The organism is Pseudarthrobacter sp. BIM B-2242 (assembly GCF_014764445.1).
Lineage (GTDB): Bacteria > Actinomycetota > Actinomycetes > Actinomycetales > Micrococcaceae > Arthrobacter > Arthrobacter luteus_A.
In genome coordinates this window covers 2413036-2434693 of the sequence record NZ_CP061721.1, presented here as the reverse complement: position 1 = coordinate 2434693, position 21658 = coordinate 2413036, and the positions used below count along the sequence as shown (strand labels likewise).

Below are 21658 nucleotides of genomic sequence, written 5' to 3'. Positions count from 1 at the left end.
GCTGAGCACAAGCCCTTGGTCATAGACCGTAGACGTGCGTTCAGCTGTCAGCTCTCACTACTCATCTGTCGCCAATGCCTGGGGATAGAATCGCCGGAAGGGGCCTCCTATACACCGCCAGCGCAAGCTACCCCGCACATGGATGAACTGGTGGCCGTCTTCAGCCCGGGGCGATGCGGGCACTTAGATGCATCTCCACCTCCGGATATCGGTCCTTAGGCTTCATATCCAGCCTATAAAACTGCTTTTGGCAGTTGTGGGCTTCGAGGCCTCCCCATGACGTTGCACTTCCATGCGTTCTCGCGCACCGGTCTGATAATGCAACTGGAATTGCACAAGTTCACACCGAGGGAGGCTATTTGGGCCGCGGATCACGTAGAGAGTGGATGGAAGGAACAGGCGGCCAAGAAGGCCGAGTCTTACCTGACGTTTCAGGCCTTCTCCGGCAGGGCCTTGTCGATCAGCTGACATTCGACGTCTTCTTACCCCGGAAGCCGAACACGGCGTGACGGTAGCGGGACTTGTACAGGGGGATGACTGAGATTCCTGTCCCCGTCGGAGCTTGAAGCTATTGAAGTCTCATGGACGTGTTGCACGGGTTTCCTCCACATTCATGGGTATCTTCCAAAGCATGATTATTTGCTCAGTGCTCCGTTGCACGAACCCTGGATCCGCCTTCGTTTTCGGTAATCAAAACGCTGCTGTCGGCTATCATGAGGCCTACCTCTGTGGAGAGCATAAAGCGATGGTCGACGCGGGCGCGCCTTGGGACATGGATGAGCGCAACGTTCTGATGGGGCGGGACCTCGCGCCAGTCGTCAAGCATTGGTCGGCCCGCCCCAGCGTTGGATCTGAGGGCTTCACATTGACCTTGGAGATCGATGGCAGGCTCAAACCGGTTGAGTTCTTCCTGAAGCCCACCGAGGCAAGGACGTTGTCCAAATTTATTGGCCCAGCGAACAGCGAGGCTGACTAGGGGTCTCCAACCTTCCGGTGGTCACAAGCGCCGCACAAACGCCTGTTTCAACCCTTGACGCCCATTCGTGCGGTCGAGCCCCCAGGTAAAACCGAATCTGATGCCGCTCCAACCATTCCACCGCTCGTACCGAAGCCAGGGGATCCCTCGTCTGGGAGCAAACAGGATCGCACCGGCGGCAATAGTTTGGCTGTTCTGGTGCTGCGCGGTGTTTCATATCTGAACCACCTGCCCGGATGAGTCGTTCCCAGCCGTTCTCTGGTTCGTTCTGCTCTGTCAGCGGCGGCCGGCATGGCCAGGCCCGAGGATGAATCCGCTTTTGGGTAGGGCGGGCATGCTGGAGAGGTTGAAGCTGAGGTCCTGTGCGGGTACCTGCAGGGCGGGTGTGTCCGCAAGGGTGCGGATGGCGCGTTTGATCAGTTCCACCGTGATGTCTTCCCCTGGGCACCGGTGGCCTGTTTCCTTGTCGCCTGCCCCTTGTGGGATCAGGGTGTTGGGATTGGGCTGCCAGGTGCGGAAGCGTGCGGGGTCGAAGCTTTCCGGGTTTGGCCAGCTTCGTGGGTCGTGGTTAGTTCCGTACAAGTCAAGGAGGACCCAGTCCCCGGGCTTGAAGGCGTGCCCGGACCATTCCAGGTGCCCGGTGGCGGTGCCGCCGACGAAGGGGAAGAACGGGTAGTACCGGCGCACTTCCTGGGCGAAACAGTGCAGGTCGTCATCGTCCCCGTTGGCGAGTTTGTTTTTCCATTCGGGGTGCTGGGTGAGGGCAAGGGCAGCGAAGACGATGAAGTTGCTGACGGCCACGACCGGGCGGAGCAGGTTCAGCAGTTCCACCGCGGCGGTGTCGGCGGGCAGCTCCTTGCCGGCGTGATCGCGATGGAAGGCGATGGCTTCCACCGGGGTTGCCGGTGTCTGGTCCGGCGCGGCCAAGCGTGCTGTCAGGATGGCGGTCGCGGCCCACTTTTCGGTGGAATGCCGCCGCCAGCGGGCGTACCAGTTCACTGGCCCGAAGGCGCCGGCCTGGTCAATCATCAGGCCCAGTTCCGTGCTGCGCCTGCGGATAGTGAACGGGTCGGTAGGAAGACCCGCCCATCGGCAGGCTGCCGCGGTGAGGATCCGGCGGGCTTCGTTGTGAAGGTTGAAACGCCGCCCGGACGGCAGCCCGCGATCAGGGTCATGCCATTCAGCGTCAAAATGGTCCGCCAGGCGTTCAGCCGATCCGCGGCTGCCCAGGTCCAGGAACAGCTGCTTGCGGCGGTGGTGCGCGTCCCCTTCAAGGGTTTGGACGCTGCCGGCGTCCTGCAGCAGGTGCTTGACCGACCGCGGGAGAGCCCCCGTACGGCTGAACCGGCCCCCGCCGTAAAAGAACTCCGCCGCCGCTGCTCCCCTGATGCACACCACAGGGCGGAGCATCAGGCGGGTTTGAAAGAGGTCTGTGCCGGCTTCGTCGCAGCGGGCGGAGATGAAGGTGTAGCCCTGCCGCAGCAGGGCCAGCGAGCTGTCAGGCAATCGTGCAGTCACTCGTATTCTCCCCGTTGTGCAGGCCAGGCCGTGTTTTTCCCGAGTCTAGGCCAGCGGCTTCCGGGCAGGAAGCCCTTGTCCCTTGGTTGGCGCTTCGGGTGGGCTTTGTTCTTTCCGCGTTTGATACCCGGCCGGAGCCGGCATCGTCCGCGTACGATACAAACACACGCTGACCAGTCCGTTTGGTGGAAAGGGAAGATCAATGAGCTATGACCTTGTTGTCCTGGGAGGCGGCAGCGCCGGCTACGCCGCTGCCCTGCGCGGTGCCAGGTTGGGGATGAAGGTGGCCCTCGTTGAGGGCGACAAGCTTGGCGGCACCTGCCTGCACCGCGGGTGTATCCCTACCAAGGCTTTGCTTCATTCCGCGGAGGTGGCCGACGCAATCCGTGGCAGCAAGTCGGTCGGGGTGGCCGGCACCTTTGAAGGTGTTGAGATGTCCGGTGTGAACGCGTTCAAAGAGCGTGTGGTCTCCCGCCTGTACAAGGGTCTTCAGGGCCTGGTTGCCTCCAGCGGTGTCGAACTTGTCAGCGGCTGGGGCAGGCTTGTTGAGCCGGACACCGTCGAGGTGGGCGGCACGCGTTACCGGGGCAACAACATTGTCCTGGCCTCCGGTTCCTACCCCAGGTCCCTTCCGGGGCTGGACATCGGCGGGCGGGTCATCACGTCCGAGCATGCCTTGGAGCTGGACTTCGTGCCCCAAAGCGCCATCATTCTCGGCGGCGGCGTAATTGGGGTGGAATTCGCCTCGGTGTGGAGCTCCTTTGGGGCGAAGGTCACCATCATTGAGGCGCTGCCCCGGCTGGTACCCGGCGAAGAGGAAATCGTGTCCAAAGGGCTCGAACGCGCCTTCCGGGCCCGCAATATCGCCTTTCACACGAAAACCATGTTCGCCGGCGTGACGCAGAACGAGGACGGCGTCGCGGTCACTACCCGGGACGGCACGACGCTCGAGGCCGACCTGCTGCTCGTAGCGGTTGGCCGCGGCCCGGCCACGGCAAATCTCGGGTACGAGGAAAATGGCCTCCCGATGGAGCGGGGGTTCGTCCTGGCCAACGACCGCCTGCACACCGGCGTGGGCAACATCTATGCCATAGGAGACATTGTCCCTGGGCTTCAGCTGGCCCACCGCGGCTTCCAGCATGGCATCTTCGTTGCCGAGGAAATCGCCGGGCTGAAGCCCGCGCCCATCGTGGAATCCGGCATCCCGCGCGTGACCTATTCCGAACCCCAAATCGGGTCCGTAGGTCTGACCGAGGCCCAGGCCCGGGAGAAATTCGGCACAGATGGAGTCGAAACCACCGAATACAACCTGGCCGGGAACGCCAAGAGCCTGATGCTCGAAACCGCGGGATTCATCAAAATGGTCCGGCAGAAGGACGGGCCCATCGTCGGCGTCCACATGATCGGTGCCCGGGTCAGTGAACTGATCGGCGAGGGCCAACTCATGGTCAACTGGGACGCCTACCCCGAAGACGTCGCCAACCTCATCCACGCCCACCCCACCCAAAACGACGCGATCGGTGAAGCTGCCCTGGCCCTGGCCGGAAAACCCCTGCACACCCACGATTGACCTGGCAGGAGGGTGCAGGACCGACCGCTGCGACACCGTGCCCAGCAGGCCCCGTTAAAAACATCGTCCGTTCCGGGCAAGTAGAACCGCGGCTGCTTCCCAGGGCAGGTGGCCGAACGGCGTCCCCCGGAAGGCACCCCGCCGGGTCAGGGACACATCCAAGTGCGGGCCGCTTCGCCCGTCCCCGCCGGATCAAAAGCACTGAAGAGACGAGCAACGGCGGGCTTTAGTTGGTTACTTCCTCGGTCCTGCCGGACTTCGTGGCGACTCCGAGGAGGTAGTCCCCGCCCACGCGGGTAACCCAGCGGTCGCCCACGTCCAGGCCATGGCGGGGCAATTCGGCCAGGAATTCCCCGGCGGTGAACCGGTCCTTGCCGGGGTGGTCGAACAGCCGCCGGTAGGACGGGCGGGCGAGTGCGGCGGCGGTGACCTCGTCGAAGAAGAATCGGCCGCCCGGGGTGAGTACACGGGCGACCTCGGCCAGCGCGTCGCGCCAGTTAGGGATGTGGTGGATGATGGCGAAATCGAACACCGCGTCGTAGCTGGCGTCAGTGCCGCCGCTGAACGTAGCGAACGCGGCGCGCAGATCAGTTGCGCTGCCCTGGGCCAGCCGGACCCGTCCGGCGTAGCGCTGCAGCCGCCTGGCAGCGCGGGTGATCATCGCCGGGTCAAGGTCGACGGCGTCGACGCCGGCGGCGCCGAACTTGTCGAGGATCAGCTTGGTGCCGTAGCCGGAGCCGCAGCCGATCTCCGCGACCCGCGCTCCTGGCGTACGTCCGCCCAGCTTAGTCAGCAGGTGCACTTCGTAATGCTGCAACCACCGCCGGGGCGGCGAGGTCACCAGCGCAGTTTCGATCCTGTTCATCAACATAACCGGCACCCGTCGTTCAAGTACTTGTAATCGTGGTCACACCATATCAGCACAAGACGCGCTATCATCGGTTTATGCCGATGATCACTGAGGTGGAGAGGGACAAGCTCACCCGCCGCGGCCTGAGGTTGGCGTGGTTCATTGTGGTGTGGGATCTCATTGAGGGTGCCGTCGCGATCACTGCCGGGCTGGCTGCCGGCTCCACGGCGCTGGTCGGATTCGGCATCGATTCGGCGATCGAGGTCTTCGCCGCCTCGGTGGTGATCTGGCAACTGCGCGCCGGTACCACCTCACGTCTGCGACCGGCCCTGCGAATGATCGCACTCACGTTCTACGCACTCGCCGCCTACGTCGTGTTCGAGGCCGCGCGGGACCTGATCACCCAGGACAAGGCGGGGGAATCACTGGTCGGCATCATGCTCAACGTTGCGGCGCTGATCGTCATGGTCCCGGTTGCCTTGGCCCAGCGCCGCACCGGGCAGGCACTGGGAAACCCTGTGCTGGTGGCGCAATCGACCGAAACCTGGATGTCGAACTACCTGTCCATTTCCGTGCTCGCCGGCCTTGGCCTGAACACTGTCCTCGGCTGGTGGTGGGCCGACCCGGTTGCCGCCCTCGTTGTTGCGGGATTCGCCGCGTGGTCCGGCCATGAGGCATGGAAAGAAGCCGGCGAGCACCGGCCGGATCATCCCGGTGGGCCGTGATGACTGCTCTTGGGCTGATGCTGGACGCGCGCCGCGTGCACAAACAGGGCGCGGAAATGCTGCTGCGCAGACAACAGGACCGGCTCGCCGGGATCGTCACCTACGCGCGCAACCATTCTGCCTACTACCGCGAGCTCTATCACGGGTTGCCCGAGCGGGTGAGCGACGCTGCCCTGCTGCCGGTCGTCAGCAAGAAAACGCTGATGGCGCGGTTCGACGACTGGGTGACCGATCCCAAGATCAGCCTCGCCCAGGTCCAGTCGTTCGTCGATGATCCCGCTCGGGTCGGGGAGAAGTTCCTTGGCCAATACACGGCGCTGACGACATCGGGCACCACCGGAACCCGTGGCCTGTTCCTGCTTGACCAGCACTCCCTGGCCGTGACCGCCGCGCTGAGCACACGGATGCTCGGTGCATGGCTCTCTCCGGCAGACGTGGTACGGATCGCCGCGCACGGCGGGCGTATCGCCATGGTCAACGCAACCGGCGGACACTTCGCCTCAGCGGTGGCCGCGGCCGGGTTGCGTAAAAACAGGTTCCGCCGGCGCCTCATCGACGTGTTGCCTGTCCAGCTGCCAGTGCCGGAGCTGGTGACCCGGCTCAGCACCTTCCGGCCGGCCATTCTTGCCGCCTATGCCGGTACCGGCGCGCTGCTTGCAGGGGAGCAGCAGGCAGGACGGCTGCGCATCGACCCCATCCTGGTCGTCCTGTCGGCCGAAGGCCTTCCGGTGACCGAGTATGACCGTATTGCCGCCGCGTTCGGAGCCACTGTCCGGCAAAGCTACGCCGCCACCGAATGTCCGTTCCTCACTTACAGTTGCCGTGAGAACTGGCTGCACGTGAACAGCGACTGGGTGCTCCTCGAACCCGTCGACGCCGACCACCGGCCCGTCCCGCCCGGCCAACAATCCCACACCACCTTGCTGACCAACCTGGCCAACCGCGTCCAACCGATTCTGCGTTATGACCTCGGCGATGCTGTGCTGGTCCGGCCTGACTCTTGCCCATGCGGAGACCGGCTGCCGGCCGTCCGCGTCCACGGCCGCACGGCGGACCTGCTCACCTTCCCCGCCCATGACGAGGAACTCGTTAGTATTACCCCACTCACTGTCAGCACCCTGCTTGACCGTGTCCCGGGGATTGACCTGTTCCAAGTGGTGCAAACATCACCCACCGAACTCCGGCTCCGCCTGCACCCCAAGGCTGGCGCCGATCCCGGACTCACCTGGCAAGCCGCACGCACCGAGATCGAGAACCTCCTCACCGGCCACGACCTCGCCCACGTCACCCTCATTCGAGCAGATGAGTTGCCCCAGCAGACACCAGGGGGCAAGTACCGCACAGTCGTCCCGTATACCGCATCGCCTCACGATGCGGGGCCATGAGGAATACCCCCCCCACCGCAGGTCATCATTCAAAGCGGGCCCCGATGGTGACATGCCGCATCTTGGACGGGTTGAATAGGCGGGCTTAGTTCGGAGGGTATGTTCCGCGGCAAGCGGGCGGATCGCGCGCTTGATCAGTTCCAGCGTGCGTCTTTCCCTGGCATCGGTGGCCACGTGCTACCAGTGGCGGAAGCGTTCGGGGCTGAAGCTTCCCGGGTTGTCCAGGTTCGTGGGTCGTTGGTTTGGTTCCGTCGGGGTCAAAAAGGAGTGGTGTTCCTTTGGAAGGCGACGGCCGTCAACGGCGGCCGGCGGCCGGCGGCCGGAAAGATTAGGACAGTGCCAGGGCGTTCCGGAGCTCAACGGACCAGCTTGGAAGGACGTGGCCGGCCTTCCCGATGGATGGTCTATTCGGTGACGAAGACGGGCACGCCGACCGCTGCTGAGACTGCCGCGTCCTGGTATTGGTCCGGGACGGACATGGTGAACTCCGTGTGTTCTGCCGGGGCGTCGGCGTGCGGTTCCTCGGTTCCCAAGTGGTGGTCGAAGCGTGCCGTGCCGAGCAGACTGCCCTTGTCATCGTAAAAGCCGGCGAGAACCTGAAGGTCCAGAAGCTCGCTCGTGGCCCCGGTTGACCTGACGGTGCCGCTGACCGCTGAACCGTCGAAGACCAGGCCTTCGAGCACGAACCTGTCATCGAACGGTCCGGGAACCTGCAGTGCCTTTCCCTTGCCCGGCCCTGGCGCGTGCAGCCCCGGCAGGTCCGGCTCGCTGGCGGCAGAGGGGAGGCCCGGGAATGAAGTCCTGGCTGCTGCTGCCGCCGGGCCATGGCCGGCATCGGCCGGTCCGGGAGGCTGCTGCGCTGCCGTCACGAGGAATCCGGTCAAGGCTAAAGCCGCGATGAGCAGCACGGCAGGGACAATGATTTGGCGTCGGTGCATGGTCTTCTTTTCGGTGTCAGGGGGTCCGGGAAATCTTCCCGGACCCCCTGGATGTACTGGTCAGGTCAGCGCAGGACGCGCAGGGCGTTGCCGACGATGTCGAACAGGTCCGTGTTGTCCACGCTGCCTTGGAGCTTTTCAGAGCCGGAACCGTAGGCGTAGACGGGAACGTCAGCGCCGGTGTGGTTGCCGGAGATGTAGGTCAGCCACAGGCTGGCCTCCTTGGAACCGTCCTTGACCTCGGCCGGGTCGTTCGGGGTACGGAAGGTGGCCGGGGCGAAGTTACGCGGGTCGGCTGCGCCGGCGCCGTTGAGGATGCCGGAGGAACGGGCGGGGTCTTTGGTGTTCCCGCCCGCCCGTGACGGGGCGGAATTGTTGGCGGTGTTCCCGCTGTCGACGTTGACCGGAGGTGCTGCTGCCTCGGGGTTGGTGAAGGAGCCCTTCTCGATGATGTTGAAACCGGCCGTTTCGTGGTCGGCGGTCACGATCACGAGGGTGTTGCCGTCCTTTTTGGCGAAGTCAAGAGCGGCGGCAACGGCATCGTCGAAGGCTTTGATCTCCTCTAGCGACTGGGCGGCATCATTGGCGTGGGAGCGCTTGTCGATCAGGGCCCCTTCGACCTGAAGGTAGAAACCGTTGCCGTTGGCGCCTTTTTTGCTGTTCAGCAGCTCGATGGCTTTTTTGGTCATGTCCGGCAGGGACGGTTCCTGGGCCTGGGGTGCGGCAGGGTTGTCCTGCTTGGTCTTTTCCACGGTGAGGTTGCCCTTGTTGAACAAGCCGAAGACCTTATCCCCGGAGGCTGCGTTCAGGTCGGTGCGGGTGGCAGGGATCTGGCTTGCCGCCGAACCCAGGACCGAGTACCCCTGTTCCTTCAGGGCGGTTTCATCTGCGGCGTCGAAGCGTCCCAGGCCTCCACCGAAGATGACATCGGCGGTGCCGTTGCGGGCGATTTGGTCAGCGACCGGGGTGACCCTGACATCACTGGTGGGCAGCGCGTCGCCGGTCACGGCCGTGTCCTGGCATGCCGAGGCAGAATAGACGGGGCCCTGGCAGCCGCGGGCCAGGACGTGGCTCATCTGCCCGGCGGGGGTCGCGTCGGTGATCTCGGAGGTCGAGACGTTCCCTGTGCGGTAGCCTGCCTGTTTGGCCAATTCCATCGCGGTGGGCACCACGGCGCCCTTGGCGTCCACTCCCAGGGCAGCGTTATAGGTTTTCACCCCGGAGGCCCAGGCGGTCGCGGCGGAGGCCGAGTCGGTGACGAGGTTGGGCTTGAAGTCCGGTTCGCCGGGCTGGCCGGACTTCTTCTCCACGGCGTAGGTGCTGACGTAGCCCTGGGCCGGGAGGGTTTCCATGGCCAGTTTGCCTTCGGCACCGTAGAACCGTTCCCGGGCGGCGCTGATGTGGGTGCGGCCCATGCCGTCACCGAGCAGGTAGATAACGTTCTTGGTCCGGCCGTTGTTGCCGTCCGGGGCCGCTGTGGCGGGCCCGGCAGGCCCGACCAGTGCCGTGACGGCCACGGCTGCGGCCATAAGGGCGCCGGCGGAGCCAAGCAAGGGAAGAGTGCGTCGCATCGGGTGTCTCCAAAAGGGGTACGAATCGGTGGTGGCGTTTGATGACGCCACCACGGATCGTAGGTACCGCCCACGGCCCCTAAGTTGTCTCCAGTGGTCCTGCAGATGCCGTAAGGGTAAACAGTCGGGAAACAGGTTCCTGCACTCCGGCCGGGCCTCGGTTTCAGCTTCCGTCAGGTCTCAGCCCGGGGATGGCGCTCGGCGGGCAGGCGGCCCAGGCCGGGCAGGAAGCGGCCGGCCCGGGAGGCGTAGTCGGTGTAGGCGGTGCCATGGATGCGGCGCAGGTGGGGTTCTTCGACCAGGCGGACCTGGATCTGGATTCCGGTGATCGTGCAGATGAGGCCGACGAGCGCGATGGCGTTGGGTACCATCATCGTCAGCCCCAGGAACACCGCGGCCGCGGCGGTGAAGATGGGATTGCGGATCAGCCGGAACGGGCCGGTTGTCACCAGCGCGGTGCGTTCGGTTTCGTCAACTCCGATCCGCCAGGATGATCCCATCGCCAGCTGGGCGCCGAACGTTGCCAGGATGCCGGTGATGGCGATCACGACTCCGGTAATGTGCGCAGCCGGGTGGTCAAGGGCGGCGATGGGCGGCAGGCCGGAAAAGGCAGCGGCGGGAGCGGCGATGCCGACCGTCAGGTAGCCCAGCTCGGCCAGGGCCAGCCCCCACCACTCGGTTGAACCGCGGTCCGCCCAGTTCCGCCGGTTGCCGGTGTCGCCGGTCCTGCGGCGCTGAAGCAGTGTCCGAAGGTCGCCGGCGAGCAGCATCATGACGACAAACAGGACCAGGGCGGCAACAGCCATCACCCGTAACTCCTGGTCGGCGCGGATTGTGCGGTCCGGCTGCCCCAGCCGCCGGATGTCGTTGAGCCTGAAGCCAGGGGAAGTACCCGCCGCCCAGAGCAGGGCATGAGGTCCGTGCCTGCCGTGCACGTTCCCGGCACGTTTCAGGCCTCGCTGAGCGCGGCGCTGATCAGGGCTTTGAGGGTGCTCTTTTCGGCCAGACCCAGGACCCGGGCGGAGACTTTGCCGTGCTTATCCAAAACGAGGGTGGTTGGTACGGCCCGCGGGGGCACGTGATCGGCCAGGGCGAGCAGGATGCCGCCGTCGGAGTCGTTGAAGCTGGGGTAGGTGGTGCCGAACGTGCGTTCGAAGGCGGCCGCGGTGGCGGCGGTGTCGCGGACGTTGATGCCGTAGAACCGCACGCCGTCGTTCTTGAATTCCTGATGCAGGGCTTCCAGGTCGGGGGCTTCCTTACGGCAGGGCGCGCAGGCGGCGTACCAGACGTTCAGGACGGTGACGTTGCCTTGCCAGTCCGCGGAATCCACCGTGGTGCCGTCATAGAGCGCGCCAGTCATCGTCACGGGGGCGCTGCGTGTGTCGGGGGAGTATTCGGAAACGGATCCGTCCCCGGCGATGTAGTTTTTGTTGTCCCCGGCTTTGGCCTGGTCTGCCAGGGTGTCGGGGGCGGCGCAGCCTGCCAGGAGCAGCGCCGCGGATGCTGCTCCCAGCAGCAGGTTCCGCCGCCCCGGGAGGGGAGGTACAGGTGCGGGTTGGTGTGTGTTCATGATTGGTTCTTCCGTCAGACGGGAGTGGTGATTGTGGCGGCGAGGTTTTGCAGCTGGTAGATCCAGAGCATCCAGATCCCTGAGACCATCAGGATCCCGACAAGGACCAGCAGGGAACCGCCGATGATGTTGAACGTGCGGATGTGCCGGCGGATGAATCCCAGGGTTTTTGTCACCCAGTTCAGGCCCATCGCGACCAGCATGAAGGGGATTCCGAGCCCCAGGCAGTACAGGAATCCCAGCAGCGCCCCGCGCCAGGGATCCCCGGTGGTGGTGCTCAGCGCCAGGACCGCGCTGAGGGTAGGGCCCATGCAGGGGGTCCACCCGAGGCCGAACACGATCCCCAGCACCGGGGCGCCGGCGGCGCCTGCCCTGGGCCTGAAGGACAGCTTCCGGGTGGTCTGCAGGAAGGAGAAACCACCGACCAGCACCAGGCCCATGAACACCACGAAGACGCCCAAGACCCGGATCAGGATGTCCTGCCACTGCAGCAGCCACCCTCCAATCACGCCGAACGCGGCCCCGTAGAGGGTAAAAACAGCGGCGAATCCAAGGATGAACAGCCCAACACCCGTGATGACCCTGCGACGGTTGTCCGGCCGGGTGGGATCTGTCAATCCCGAGACGAAGCCCAGGTACCCGGGTACCAACGGCAGGATGCACGGGGAAATGAAGGAGACAATCCCTGCCGTAGCCGCCAGCGGCATAGCAACCAGCAGCGCCCCGGACTGCACCATCTCGGCGAAATACCCGCCAATGCTCAACGCTGACTCCTCGATTCATGCCAAGTTCGTGGCCGCGCCACGGCGGCATGCCCGGGCCGCACAACCTAGAGCTGGAGGTACGTACTTGTCCCATTGAACGTTACTGTAAGGGACCGATAACATCAAAGTTATGCGTTATCATCGTCCTATGACGATTCATCATGGGACGGTTTTGAATGAAGGGTGGCGGGAACTGGCTCCTGCTGCCGCTCTGTTTCATTCCTTGAGTGACGCCACCCGGCTGGGCATTGTGAAGCGGATGGCCGAGGGGGAAATCAGGGTGGGTGACCTGGCCGCGGAGCTGGGCCTGGCCCAGTCCACGGTATCCGCGCATGTGGCATGCCTGCGCGATTGCGGCCTGGTGGAAGGCCGTGCGCAGGGCCGCAGCGTCTACTACTCACTCTCACGCCCGGAACTGATGGACATGCTTGCCCAGGCCGAAGTCCTGCTCGCCGCAACCGGCAACGCGGTCAGCCTGTGCCCGAACTACGGCGCCGGAAGCGGCCCGGAACTGACAAACGTGGAACCAACGAAGGAGATTGCGCAATGAGTGACGCCTGCGGCTGCAGCGACGACAAGCCCGAAACCGCGGCGGAAGAGGCCGAGGAAGCGGTCGGGTTCTGGCAGATCAACGAAATCAGGGCCGCCGCCATCGCGGGTGTGATGCTCCTGACCGCCTGGATCCTGTCCCTGAGCGGGGGCCCGGAGTGGCTGCGCCTGGTCCTGGAAATCGGGGCGCTGCTGGTCGCGGCATGGACTTTTGTTCCCTCCACCCTGCGCCGCCTGGCCAAAGGCAAGATCGGCGTCGGGACCCTGATGACCATCGCCGCCGCCGGGGCCGTCGCGCTGGGAGAGTACGAGGAAGCGGCGATGCTCGCCTTCCTCTACTCGATTTCTGAAGGCCTGGAGGAATACTCGCTGGCCAAGACCCGGCGTGGCCTGCGGGCCCTGCTGGACCTGGTCCCGGCCGAAGCGACAGTCCTGCGCGGTGGAGCAGAAATCGTCGTTGACCCTGCCGAGCTCGTTCCCGGGGACCGGATGATCGTTCGCCCGGGCGAACGGCTGGCCACCGACGGCCGGATCATCACCGGCCGCACCTCCCTGGACACCTCAGCGCTGACCGGCGAATCCGTCCCCGTGGAGGCCGGTCCCGGCAGCGATGTCTACGCCGGGGCGATCAACGGCACCGGGCCGCTGGAAGTCGAAGTCACCAGCACCGCGGAAAACAACTCCCTGGCCCGCATCGTGCACATCGTCGAGGCCGAACAGTCCCGCAAGGGCCCCGGGCAGCGCCTGGCCGACAACATCGCCAAGAAACTCGTCCCCGGCATCCTCATCGCCGCGGCCCTGATCATCGCCTTCGGCTTCATCGTGGGAGAGCCGCTGCTGTGGTTCGAACGCGCCCTGGTCGTCCTCGTTGCCGCATCGCCGTGCGCTCTGGCGATCTCCGTCCCGGTCACCGTCGTCGCCTCCGTCGGCGCCGCCAGCCGCATCGGTGTGCTCATCAAGGGCGGAGCCGCCCTGGAAACCCTCGGCAAGATCCGCACCATCGCCCTGGACAAGACCGGCACCCTGACCCGGAACAAGCCCGAAGTGATCGATGTCGCCGCCGCAGGGACCGCTACCCGGGAGGAGGTTCTGGCCCTCGCGGCCGGGCTGGAGGCCCGCAGCGAACACCCCCTGGCCCGCGCCATCCTCGCCGCATCACCCGCCAGGGCCGATGTGACCGACGTGGACACCGTTCCCGGCGCCGGCCTGCAAGGCACCTTTGAGGGCAAAACCGTCCGGCTGGGCCGCCCCGGCTGGATCAACCCCGGCGCCCTGGCCGCGGATGTCGAGCGGATGCAAACGGCAGGCGCCACCGCCGTCCTGATCGAATCCGCCGGTGAAGTCATTGGTGCCGTAGCGGTCCGTGACGAACTGCGCCCCGAAGCCCCGCAGGTCATCGCCCGGCTGAGCGCTTCCGGGTACACCACGGCCATGCTCACCGGGGATAACGCGATCACCGCCGCGGCCCTGGGTAAGGCAGCCGGGATCACCGAAGTCCACGCCGATCTCCGCCCGGAAGACAAGGCAGAGATCATCCGGGCCCTGAAGTCCCGCCAGCCCACCGCCATGGTCGGTGACGGCGTCAACGACGCCCCGGCCCTGGCCACCGCTGACACCGGAATAGCGATGGGTGCCATGGGCACGGACGTCGCCATTGAAACCGCTGACATCGCCCTGATGGGCGAGGACCTGAACCACCTGCCCCAGGTCTTGGACCACGCCCGCAGGACCCGGTCCATCATGCTTCAGAACGTGGGCCTGTCCCTGCTGCTGATCGCGATCCTGATCCCGCTGGCCCTGTTCGGGCTGCTGGGACTGGCCGCGGTCGTCCTGATCCACGAACTGGCCGAAATCGTGGTGATCGCCAACGGCGTCCGCGCCGGCCGGATCAGCCGCAAAAACGCACTCCCCGCTGCCAAGCCGGCGCCTGCTTTGGAACCGGCGGCGTGAGCGCCGAGCCCCCGGCCAACCCTGCCGGAACGCCACCGGTCGCTGAGAAGGCACGGCGGATCAAGATCGCCCTGCTCGTCGCGGCAGCCGTGCTGGCGGCGGCCGACCTGGGGATCAAGGCCCTGGCCGAAGCCCTGCTCGCCAACGGTGCCACGGTCGATCTGGGCCTGCTGAACCTGAAGCTGCTCTACAACACCGGGGTCGCGTTCAGCCTCGGCGCGGACCTGGCCCCGTGGCTGGTCATCGCCGCGACCGCCGCGATCGTGCTGGGCATGACCTGGTACGCCGTCTCCACCGCCCCGGCCATGCCGGCCATCTGCCGGGCCGGTGCGGCGATGGTGCTCGGCGGCGGCGCCGGGAACCTCATGGACCGGCTGGACGGGGAGGGTGTCGTGGACTACCTGCACAGCGGCTGGTTCCCGACCTTCAACCTCGCCGACGTCTTCGTCACCGTCGGCGTAGGCCTGTACGTCCTGGGCACCCTGCTCGGGTCCAGGGAACAGCAAAAGGCGTAGGCAGCACCCCAGAGCGCCCTAACGCCCCACTGATACCCGGAAAGGACTCCTCATGCTTGCCACCATCCTGGCAGCGGCTGCGATGTTCGCCGCGACGAACATCGATGACATCGTGGTGCTGACGGCGCTTTTCCTGGCCTCCAGCAGGGGCCAGCCACGGGCCTGGCACATTGTCGGAGGGCAGTACGCCGGTTTCATCACCCTCGTCGGGCTGAGTCTCCTGGCTGCCCTGGGTCTGACCATCGTCCCGGACGAATGGGTCGGGCTGCTCGGAATTTTCCCGCTGATCCTGGGCATCCTGGGCCTGATCCGCGGCCTGAAACGCGAGGGCGATGATGATGATGAGAACAAACTCACGGGAAGTCTTGGCCTGCTTGGCATCGCGGGCATCACCATCGCCAACGGCGCGGACAACATCGCGATCTACACCCCCGTGTTCCGCACTATGGCACCGGCCGACACCACCATCACCGTCATCGTCTTCCTGGCCCTGGTCGCTGTGTGGTGCGCCTTGGGCAAGCTCATCGGCACCCACCACAAAGTCGTCGAAACCCTGGAAAAAATTGAACACTGGCTCGTCCCGGCCGTCTTCATCGGGCTGGGCCTGACCATCCTCATCGGATCAGGATCCCTGCAACGCCTCATCAACCTCTGGCTCTGACGCTGCCCCGGCAGCTTCTGCCTGCCCGGCGCCCGGGACTGCGGGCAACAGCCAGCCGGCCCGCAGCCCGGAGCCCAGGGCCTGGAAAGGGGCGAAGGCGCAGATGACCAGGGGAGCGGCACGAATTCGGCGGGAAGGCCAGGGAAGAACGATCAAAAAGCGGAACAGCCCACAGCGGCAGAAAGCAGCACTATGACCGCCCAAACCAAACCCGGCCAGCCCAAAACCTCCACGCCCGTGGCCGAACCCGCCCTGGGCATCAAAGGCATGCTGCGCTGGGTGTGGCGTCAATTGACCAGCATGCGCACTGCCCTGTTGTTGTTGCTGTTGCTGGCCGTAGCCGCCGTCCCCGGTTCGCTGTTCCCGCAGCGGCCGGTCAACGCTGCCGCCGTCACACGGTACCTAAAGGACAATCCGGACACCGGTAAGTTCCTGGACAGTCTGCAGATGTTCGATGTGTACGCTTCGGCGTGGTTCTCCGCGATCTACCTTCTGCTGTTCATCTCCCTGATCGGCTGTGTCGTTCCCAGGGCAAGGGCGCACTACAAGGCCATGCGCTCCCGACCGCCGCGCACGCCGCGCCGGCTGTCCAGGCTGCCGGAATATGAAACCATGGCGCTCCCCGCCGCGGCAGGCGTCTCCGCCAGGCAGGCCGTCACCGATGCCGCCGCGGTCCTGAGGAAGCGCGGCTACCGGGTTGATGTGCGGGACACCGACGAGGCCATGCCCTCGGTCGGGGCCGAACGGGGGTTTCTGAAGGAGGCCGGGAACCTGGTCTTCCACGTCTCTTTGATCGGTGTTCTTGTCTGTGTGGGCATCGGCGGGCTGTTCGGCTACCGGGGACAAAAGATCCTGATCGAGGGCGAGACGTTCGTCAACACCCTTGTTGGCTATGACGCCTTCACGCCCGGCACCAATTTCGATCCCGCAACACTGGACCCCTTCGCTGTCACCCTGGACCAGTTTGATGTGCGCTTTGACAGGGAATCCACCCGTCAGTTCGGCCAACCCATCGACTTCACCGCCGCCCTCACCACCAAAGAGGAACCGGGCGCCGAGGGCCGGCAGCAGATCCTGAAAGTCAACGAACCGGTGTACTTCGGAGAAACCGGAATCTTTCTGGTCGGAAACGGTTACGCCCCCATCGTGACCGTCAAGGACGGCAACGGCCAGACGGCGTTCAGCGGCCCCGTGGTGTCCGTTCCCAGCGACGGCGTCTTCACCTCATCAATGACGATCAAAGTCCCGGACGCGGGCCCGGACCAGCTCGGGTTTGTCGGCTTCTTCCTCCCCTCGGCCATCAAAAACGACCAGGGCGTGTCCTACAGCTTCGATCCCGACCCGCTGAACCCGCAGCTGAACCTGAACTCCTACTACGGGAACCTCGGCCTGGACGACGGGAAGCCGCAGAACGTGTACGTACTCGACGTGAAGAACCTGACCCAGCTCAACGGCCGGGACCTGCCCGCCGGCGGGATTACCCTTGGCCCCGGCGCGACGTACACTCTGCCTGAGGGTAAGGGCAGCATCAGCTTCGACGGGCTCAAACGCTACATCGGTGTCGACATCCGGGCCACGCCCGGACAGGGCGGTGTCCTGGTGTTTTCCCTCCTGGCAGTCGCCGGGCTCGTAGCTTCGCTCTACATCAGCCGCCGCCGTGTCTGGGTGCGGACCGGCACCCACCCGGATGGACGCACCATGGTCGAGTACGGCCTGCTGGCCCGCGGCGAAGACCACCGCCTGGCCGGGGAAACAGAAGCCCTGCGCGAACTCTTCACCAAGCAATGGCAGCTCCCGGCCACCGCCAGCACCCCCGACACCGCCCAACACGTTAAGGACCGCTAATGCCTGTCATCAACCAAACCCTGGGCCAGTACAGCGAACTGTTCATGCTGCTGGCCGCCGGAACCTACACCGTGGCGTTCATCGCCTTCGCCTGGGACCTGGCCAAAAGCAGCAAAACCCTGCAGTCCGTGGACAGGAAGGCCGCAGAAACCGCCGCGGCGAAATTCCCCGTAGCCATCGGAGCCGCGGGTGTGTCGCCGAACCCAACAGCGGCCGATGACGGCCGGCCGGCTGATGCAGCCGTCCGCCCCTCGTCGTCGAATGTTGCAGTGGGCGGCACTGCTGACGGCGACATGCGCTACGCGGTCAAACAACGCGTTCCTGCCCGTGTTGCCGTGGCCCTGACCGTCCTGGGCGTGGTGATCCACGGCGCGGGTGTGATCACCCGGGCCTTCGGTGCGGGACGCGTGCCGTGGGGCAACATGTACGAATTCCTCACCACCGGCGCCTTCGCTGTCATCGCCGTGTTCCTGCTGGCCCTGCTCCGCCGCGACCTGCGCTTCCTCGGCACGTTCGTCACCGGCCTGGTCATCATCATGCTCGTCGCGGCCTCCGTGGCGTACTGGACCCCCGTTGGGCACCTGGTTCCCGCACTGCAGAGCTACTGGCTGATCATCCACGTCTCCATCGCCGTGCTCTCCTCGGCGCTCTTCACGCTCACGTTCGCGATGTCAGCCCTGCAGCTCGTCCAGGCGCGCCGCGAAAAAGCGCTGGCTTCCGGCGGGCCGGACAAGCCTGCCTTCATGCGTCTGATCCCATCGGCGCTGAGCCTGGAAAACCTCTCCTACCGATTTAACGCCATCGGGTTCCTCGGCTGGACCTTCACACTGATCTTCGGCGCGATCTGGGCCGAAAAAGCCTGGGGACGGTTCTGGGGCTGGGACACCAAAGAAGTCTGGACCTTCGTAATCTGGGTTGTCTACGCAGGCTACCTCCACGCCCGAGCAACCCGCGGCTGGACCGGCACCCGCGCCGCCTGGCTCTCCATCGTCGGCTACCTCTGCGTGGTCTTCAACTTCACCATCGTGAACCAGTTCTTCAACGGACTGCACTCATACTCGGGGCTCTGACCACAGCACCTGGGCCATCTTTATGGTGTGCGGCCGGCTGGTCGGACACCACGACCCGTTCCTGACACCCCCGACTGAGCTGGCTTTCCGCCCTGATGCGCCAGCAAGTTCAGTACAGCAACGCCATGGGAAGCAACCACGACCCGAAAGCATGGAGCATGACACGCACAAAAACATCCCCGCCCACCACAACGCAGGCCGTACCGCGGGACGGGGCAGGCCGGATCCGCCGAGTCGTATGGATCCTGCTGGCTGTCATTGTCGGCGCCGGCCTGATCTGGTACGCGGTGTTCACCGCGACCAAGCCCGAACCGGCCGCCGTGCAACCTGTCGTGGACGCCCAGCTCGTCAGGGAGGACAGCCACCGGCTCACGACCCCCGCGACGGAGAAGGCCCAGCTCGTGGAGTTCCTGGACTTTGAGTGTGAGGCCTGCCGCGCCGCCGCCCCGCTGGTGGAGGCCCTCAAAGCTGAATACGGGGACCGGATCACCTTCGTAAACCGCTACTTCCCGCTGCCCTCACACAAGAACTCCGGCCAGGCCGCCCTTGCCGTGGAAGCGGCAGCGCAGCAGGGCAAATACGAACAGATGGCCGCCAAGATGTTCGAAACCCAGCCCCAGTGGGGCGAAAAGCAGGACTTCCAGAACGCCCTGTTCCGGACCTTCGCCGAAGAACTTGGCCTGGACATGGAGAAGTACGACGCAGCCATGGCCGCCGAAGAAACCAAGGAAGGATCCGCAAGGACATCAACGACGGCAAAGCCCTCGGCGTCACCGGCACTCCCACGTTCTTCCTCAACGGCGAAAAACTCGTCCTCAACAGCGAGGAACAATTCCGCCAGTTCCTCAGCGATGCCGCGAATAAATGAAACCCATCCGATCAGCAGGGCGATAGCCTTCAACACGCTTTGCCTTTCCAGGACCTGTCTGGTCCTGGGGCACGGCAACCAGAGCCACACCTGAATCAGGCCCAGCAGAACCGGCCTGACGTTTCCTTCGAGGACGTGGAAGAAGGTTGCTTCGTCCTGTGATGGCCGGTGTCGATGTCGTCATGTTCGGACGCAGCCGAACATCGTACGAGCCCCTCGGCTCATAAAACTCATCCACGCAGCCCAAGGGGCCTGATGGCTCTTCATCTCCTACCTCAAGTGACAGGTGCCATGCGAGCTTCAGCAGTACCGGACCTCTTCATCCCATCGCCGACGATCAGCGCCTTCGACCTTGGGCCCCTGACGATCCGGTTTTATGCCCTGTGCATCCTCGCCGGTATCGTCGCCGGTACATGGCTGACAGCCAGGCGGCTCCGAGAACGCGGCGGCACAACAGCCCAGACCTTGGACATAGTCATGTGGGCAGTACCCTTCGGGATAATTGGGGGAAGGCTTTACCACGTGATCACAGACAACCAGCTCTACTTCGGCCCCGGCAAGGACCCCTGGGGGGCACTGCGGATCTGGGAGGGCGGACTGGGTATCTGGGGCGCCGTGGCTCTGGGCCTGGTCGGCGCAGCAGTGGGCGCGCGCAGGGCCGGGATTCCCTTCACGGCGTTCGTCGATGCAGCGGCACCCGGGCTGCTCTTCGCCCAAGGCGTGGGCCGCTGGGGCAACTGGTTCAATAATGAACTCTACGGAGGCCCGACAAATCTTCCCTGGAAACTCCAGATCCACGCCATGAACCCTGCCACCGGCCAGGCACTGCTTACACCGGAAGGCACACCGGAGGTTCTTGGCTACTTTCAGCCGACTTTCCTCTACGAATCCCTCTGGTGTCTGGCCGCGGCATCGCTTCTCATTATCCTGGACCGCAAGTTCTCACTGGGTGCAGGGGCCGTCTTTGCCCTGTACATCGTCTTCTACACCGCAGGACGGTTTGGGTTTGAACTGATGCGCTCGGATTACGCCAACACGATACTGGGTCTCAGAGTGAATACCTGGGTAGCCGGACTGCTCCTGGTAACAGGGCTGGCCCTGTTCCAGATTCTCAGAGCCAGACCCCGGTCGCGTGTGCTTACGACAAAACCAGGACCAGCCCATCCGCCACCGGCACGGGAAGAACCAACATGAGCACGGGTTCTAGTGCGTGGCCGGGTGTTGTCCAGGTTTCTTTCCAGGATCCGTCGTGAACTTCGGCGGGTGAGAACAGTGCGATGCCTGAGTGTTTGTGGTGTTGTAACGGGGCACATACTTGGCAAGGTAGGCCCGGCGGCCTCCACTTCTTTCAACACCCGTGGGTGAAGGTTAAGCGAGAAGCGCCTGAGATTCTGTTCGACGCTTAACGCCCACGGAATCGACCCGATCCGTAGTCATCCGGTCGTGGGAGGACCGGCAGCGGCCGGACTACATCATCGCAGGCGCGCTCAACGTCACCTGATCAGAAAGCCGGGAGGGTATCGGGACGGCTGCCCCGTGCTGCCGGTCTTGCACACAGGCCATCACGATAGGGAATTTCAGGGGCATCACAATGAGGGGTATCGGGGGTTGTCTTTGATGCTTCCACCACCAACACTGATCGAACTGGGCATTGCCTATGGCATTCAACTCCGGGGAGTGAAGTTGCTGGACTATCCATTTTTCCCATCGATTCTTTCAACTATGTATCGCAATTCACGGTCTCGGCATCGACAATCATCCTTAGTTTCGAGACGACGAGCATCCCGGAATTCACTTACGAGTACAAGCATTCATACAGTCGTAAGACGTCTCGTTTCCCAAGGGTTGTGAGACATCTACAAGTGCAGCAGGGAGATACAGACGGCTGTCAGATGTAGCTGCAGATCTGTTCTGCATCGCAGTTACCGGGGTCTGCTGCCTCGATCGTCCTGAAATGTTCCGCGACGGTGGCTCGTAGCGCAGTTAGTTCCGCGATTGTCTTGTCCAGATCGATGAGTTGCTTGCCGAGTATGTCTTGTACTCGGGTGCATGGGGTTGTGCCGCTATCCCGGATGTGGAGAATTCCTTGGATCTGCGCCAGCGTCAGTCCGGCGCCTTGGCAACGGCGGATGAATTCCAGGCGGCTGATCGTGTCGGGGCCATAGTCGCGATAACCATTGGCGGAACGTTCAGCTGGCGGGAGCAGGCCTCGATCCTCGTAGAATCTGATCGTCTTGCTTGTTAGGCCGACAGCAGAAGCGGCCTCTCCTATTCGCATCTGGGTCCTTAATCTCACTCCCGAAAGCTCTTATCCTTCCACGCTACTGGAAGGT

General features: G+C 64.4%; 20 protein-coding genes and 1 pseudogene. 13 read left to right on the top strand and 8 right to left on the bottom strand.

Annotation, left to right across the window (positions count from 1 at the left end):
• The first annotated feature begins 276 nt into the window (after positions 1 to 276).
• Together IDT60_RS11200 and IDT60_RS11195 are read left to right on the top strand one after the other, a co-directional pair.
• Entirely contained in the window at positions 277 to 468 is a 192-nt protein-coding gene (locus tag IDT60_RS11200) for a hypothetical protein (protein ID WP_191079141.1), read from the top strand.
• Positions 469 to 613: 145 nt separating this feature from the next.
• Complete coding sequence (locus tag IDT60_RS11195) at positions 614 to 976, top strand: hypothetical protein (RefSeq protein WP_191079140.1); 363 nt, start codon at positions 614 to 616, stop codon at positions 974 to 976.
• Positions 977 to 1252: 276 nt separating this feature from the next.
• Here IDT60_RS11195 and IDT60_RS11190 read toward each other — a convergent pair whose 3' ends face one another.
• On the bottom strand, positions 1253 to 2494 hold the full coding sequence (locus IDT60_RS11190; RefSeq protein WP_223883692.1) for a cytochrome P450: 1242 nt from the start codon (positions 2492 to 2494) through the stop codon (positions 1253 to 1255).
• Between the two features lie 202 nt (positions 2495 to 2696).
• Here IDT60_RS11190 and lpdA point away from each other — a divergent pair, with 202 nt between their 5' ends.
• Positions 2697 to 4064 (top strand): dihydrolipoyl dehydrogenase, encoded by a 1368-nt coding sequence (lpdA, locus tag IDT60_RS11185; RefSeq protein ID WP_191079139.1) that lies wholly within the window; start codon positions 2697 to 2699, stop codon positions 4062 to 4064.
• Positions 4065 to 4290: 226 nt separating this feature from the next.
• Here lpdA and IDT60_RS11180 read toward each other — a convergent pair whose 3' ends face one another.
• The gene (locus IDT60_RS11180; protein ID WP_223883691.1) at positions 4291 to 4929 is read right to left on the bottom strand and encodes a class I SAM-dependent methyltransferase; all 639 of its coding nucleotides are present in this window, start codon (positions 4927 to 4929) and stop codon (positions 4291 to 4293) included.
• 80 nt (positions 4930 to 5009) lie between these two features.
• On the opposite strand from IDT60_RS11180, the gene IDT60_RS11175 reads away from it, so the two are divergent.
• The gene (locus IDT60_RS11175) at positions 5010 to 5639 is read left to right on the top strand and encodes a cation diffusion facilitator family transporter (RefSeq protein ID WP_223883690.1); all 630 of its coding nucleotides are present in this window, start codon (positions 5010 to 5012) and stop codon (positions 5637 to 5639) included.
• Positions 5639 to 7024, top strand: a complete 1386-nt coding sequence (locus IDT60_RS11170; RefSeq protein WP_191079137.1) for a phenylacetate--CoA ligase family protein — start codon at positions 5639 to 5641, stop codon at positions 7022 to 7024. Before IDT60_RS11175 ends, IDT60_RS11170 begins: the two co-directional genes overlap by 1 nt.
• Before the next feature lie 404 nt (positions 7025 to 7428).
• On the opposite strand, the gene IDT60_RS11165 is transcribed toward IDT60_RS11170, so the two are convergent.
• From IDT60_RS11165 to IDT60_RS11145, 5 genes are all read right to left on the bottom strand, one after another.
• Entirely contained in the window at positions 7429 to 7962 is a 534-nt protein-coding gene (locus IDT60_RS11165; RefSeq protein WP_191079136.1) for a hypothetical protein, read from the bottom strand.
• 65 nt (positions 7963 to 8027) lie between these two features.
• Entirely contained in the window at positions 8028 to 9533 is a 1506-nt protein-coding gene (locus IDT60_RS11160) for an alkaline phosphatase (protein ID WP_191079135.1), read from the bottom strand.
• 173 nt (positions 9534 to 9706) lie between these two features.
• A complete protein-coding gene (locus IDT60_RS11155) occupies positions 9707 to 10339 on the bottom strand; it encodes an isoprenylcysteine carboxylmethyltransferase family protein (RefSeq protein WP_191081915.1) in 633 nt (210 codons plus the stop codon).
• A gap of 143 nt (positions 10340 to 10482) precedes the next feature.
• On the bottom strand, positions 10483 to 11103 hold the full coding sequence (locus tag IDT60_RS11150) for a TlpA disulfide reductase family protein (RefSeq protein WP_191079134.1): 621 nt from the start codon (positions 11101 to 11103) through the stop codon (positions 10483 to 10485).
• A gap of 14 nt (positions 11104 to 11117) precedes the next feature.
• Positions 11118 to 11867, bottom strand: coding sequence for a cytochrome c biogenesis CcdA family protein (locus IDT60_RS11145; RefSeq protein ID WP_191079133.1), 750 nt, complete (start codon positions 11865 to 11867; stop codon positions 11118 to 11120).
• A 148-nt stretch (positions 11868 to 12015) separates the two neighbouring features.
• On the opposite strand from IDT60_RS11145, the gene IDT60_RS11140 reads away from it, so the two are divergent.
• The 8 genes and pseudogenes from IDT60_RS11140 (at position 12016) to lgt (ending at position 20519) form a co-directional block, all read left to right on the top strand.
• The gene (locus IDT60_RS11140; protein WP_191079132.1) at positions 12016 to 12417 is read left to right on the top strand and encodes a helix-turn-helix transcriptional regulator; all 402 of its coding nucleotides are present in this window, start codon (positions 12016 to 12018) and stop codon (positions 12415 to 12417) included.
• Positions 12414 to 14366 carry a cation-translocating P-type ATPase gene (locus IDT60_RS11135; RefSeq protein WP_191079131.1) on the top strand — a complete coding sequence of 651 codons (1953 nt, stop codon included), beginning with the start codon at positions 12414 to 12416 and terminating at the stop codon, positions 14364 to 14366. Before IDT60_RS11140 ends, IDT60_RS11135 begins: the two co-directional genes overlap by 4 nt.
• A complete protein-coding gene (gene lspA, locus IDT60_RS11130; protein WP_191079130.1) occupies positions 14363 to 14881 on the top strand; it encodes a signal peptidase II in 519 nt (172 codons plus the stop codon). Before IDT60_RS11135 ends, lspA begins: the two co-directional genes overlap by 4 nt.
• A 52-nt stretch (positions 14882 to 14933) precedes the next feature.
• The gene (locus IDT60_RS11125; protein ID WP_191079129.1) at positions 14934 to 15542 is read left to right on the top strand and encodes a cadmium resistance transporter; all 609 of its coding nucleotides are present in this window, start codon (positions 14934 to 14936) and stop codon (positions 15540 to 15542) included.
• Positions 15543 to 15734: 192 nt separating this feature from the next.
• Positions 15735 to 17387 (top strand): cytochrome c biogenesis protein ResB, encoded by a 1653-nt coding sequence (locus IDT60_RS11120; protein ID WP_223883689.1) that lies wholly within the window; start codon positions 15735 to 15737, stop codon positions 17385 to 17387.
• Entirely contained in the window at positions 17387 to 18457 is a 1071-nt protein-coding gene (gene ccsB / locus IDT60_RS11115) for a c-type cytochrome biogenesis protein CcsB (protein ID WP_191079128.1), read from the top strand. The genes IDT60_RS11120 and ccsB overlap by 1 nt, the downstream gene beginning before the upstream one ends.
• Positions 18458 to 18615: 158 nt before the next feature.
• A pseudogene (locus tag IDT60_RS11110) lies at positions 18616 to 19325 on the top strand (DsbA family protein).
• Positions 19326 to 19616: 291 nt separating this feature from the next.
• Positions 19617 to 20519, top strand: a complete 903-nt coding sequence (gene lgt / locus IDT60_RS11105; RefSeq protein WP_191079127.1) for a prolipoprotein diacylglyceryl transferase — start codon at positions 19617 to 19619, stop codon at positions 20517 to 20519.
• A gap of 694 nt (positions 20520 to 21213) precedes the next feature.
• Here lgt and IDT60_RS11100 read toward each other — a convergent pair.
• Entirely contained in the window at positions 21214 to 21603 is a 390-nt protein-coding gene (locus IDT60_RS11100; protein WP_191079126.1) for a heavy metal-responsive transcriptional regulator, read from the bottom strand.
• Positions 21604 to 21658 lie beyond the last annotated feature (55 nt).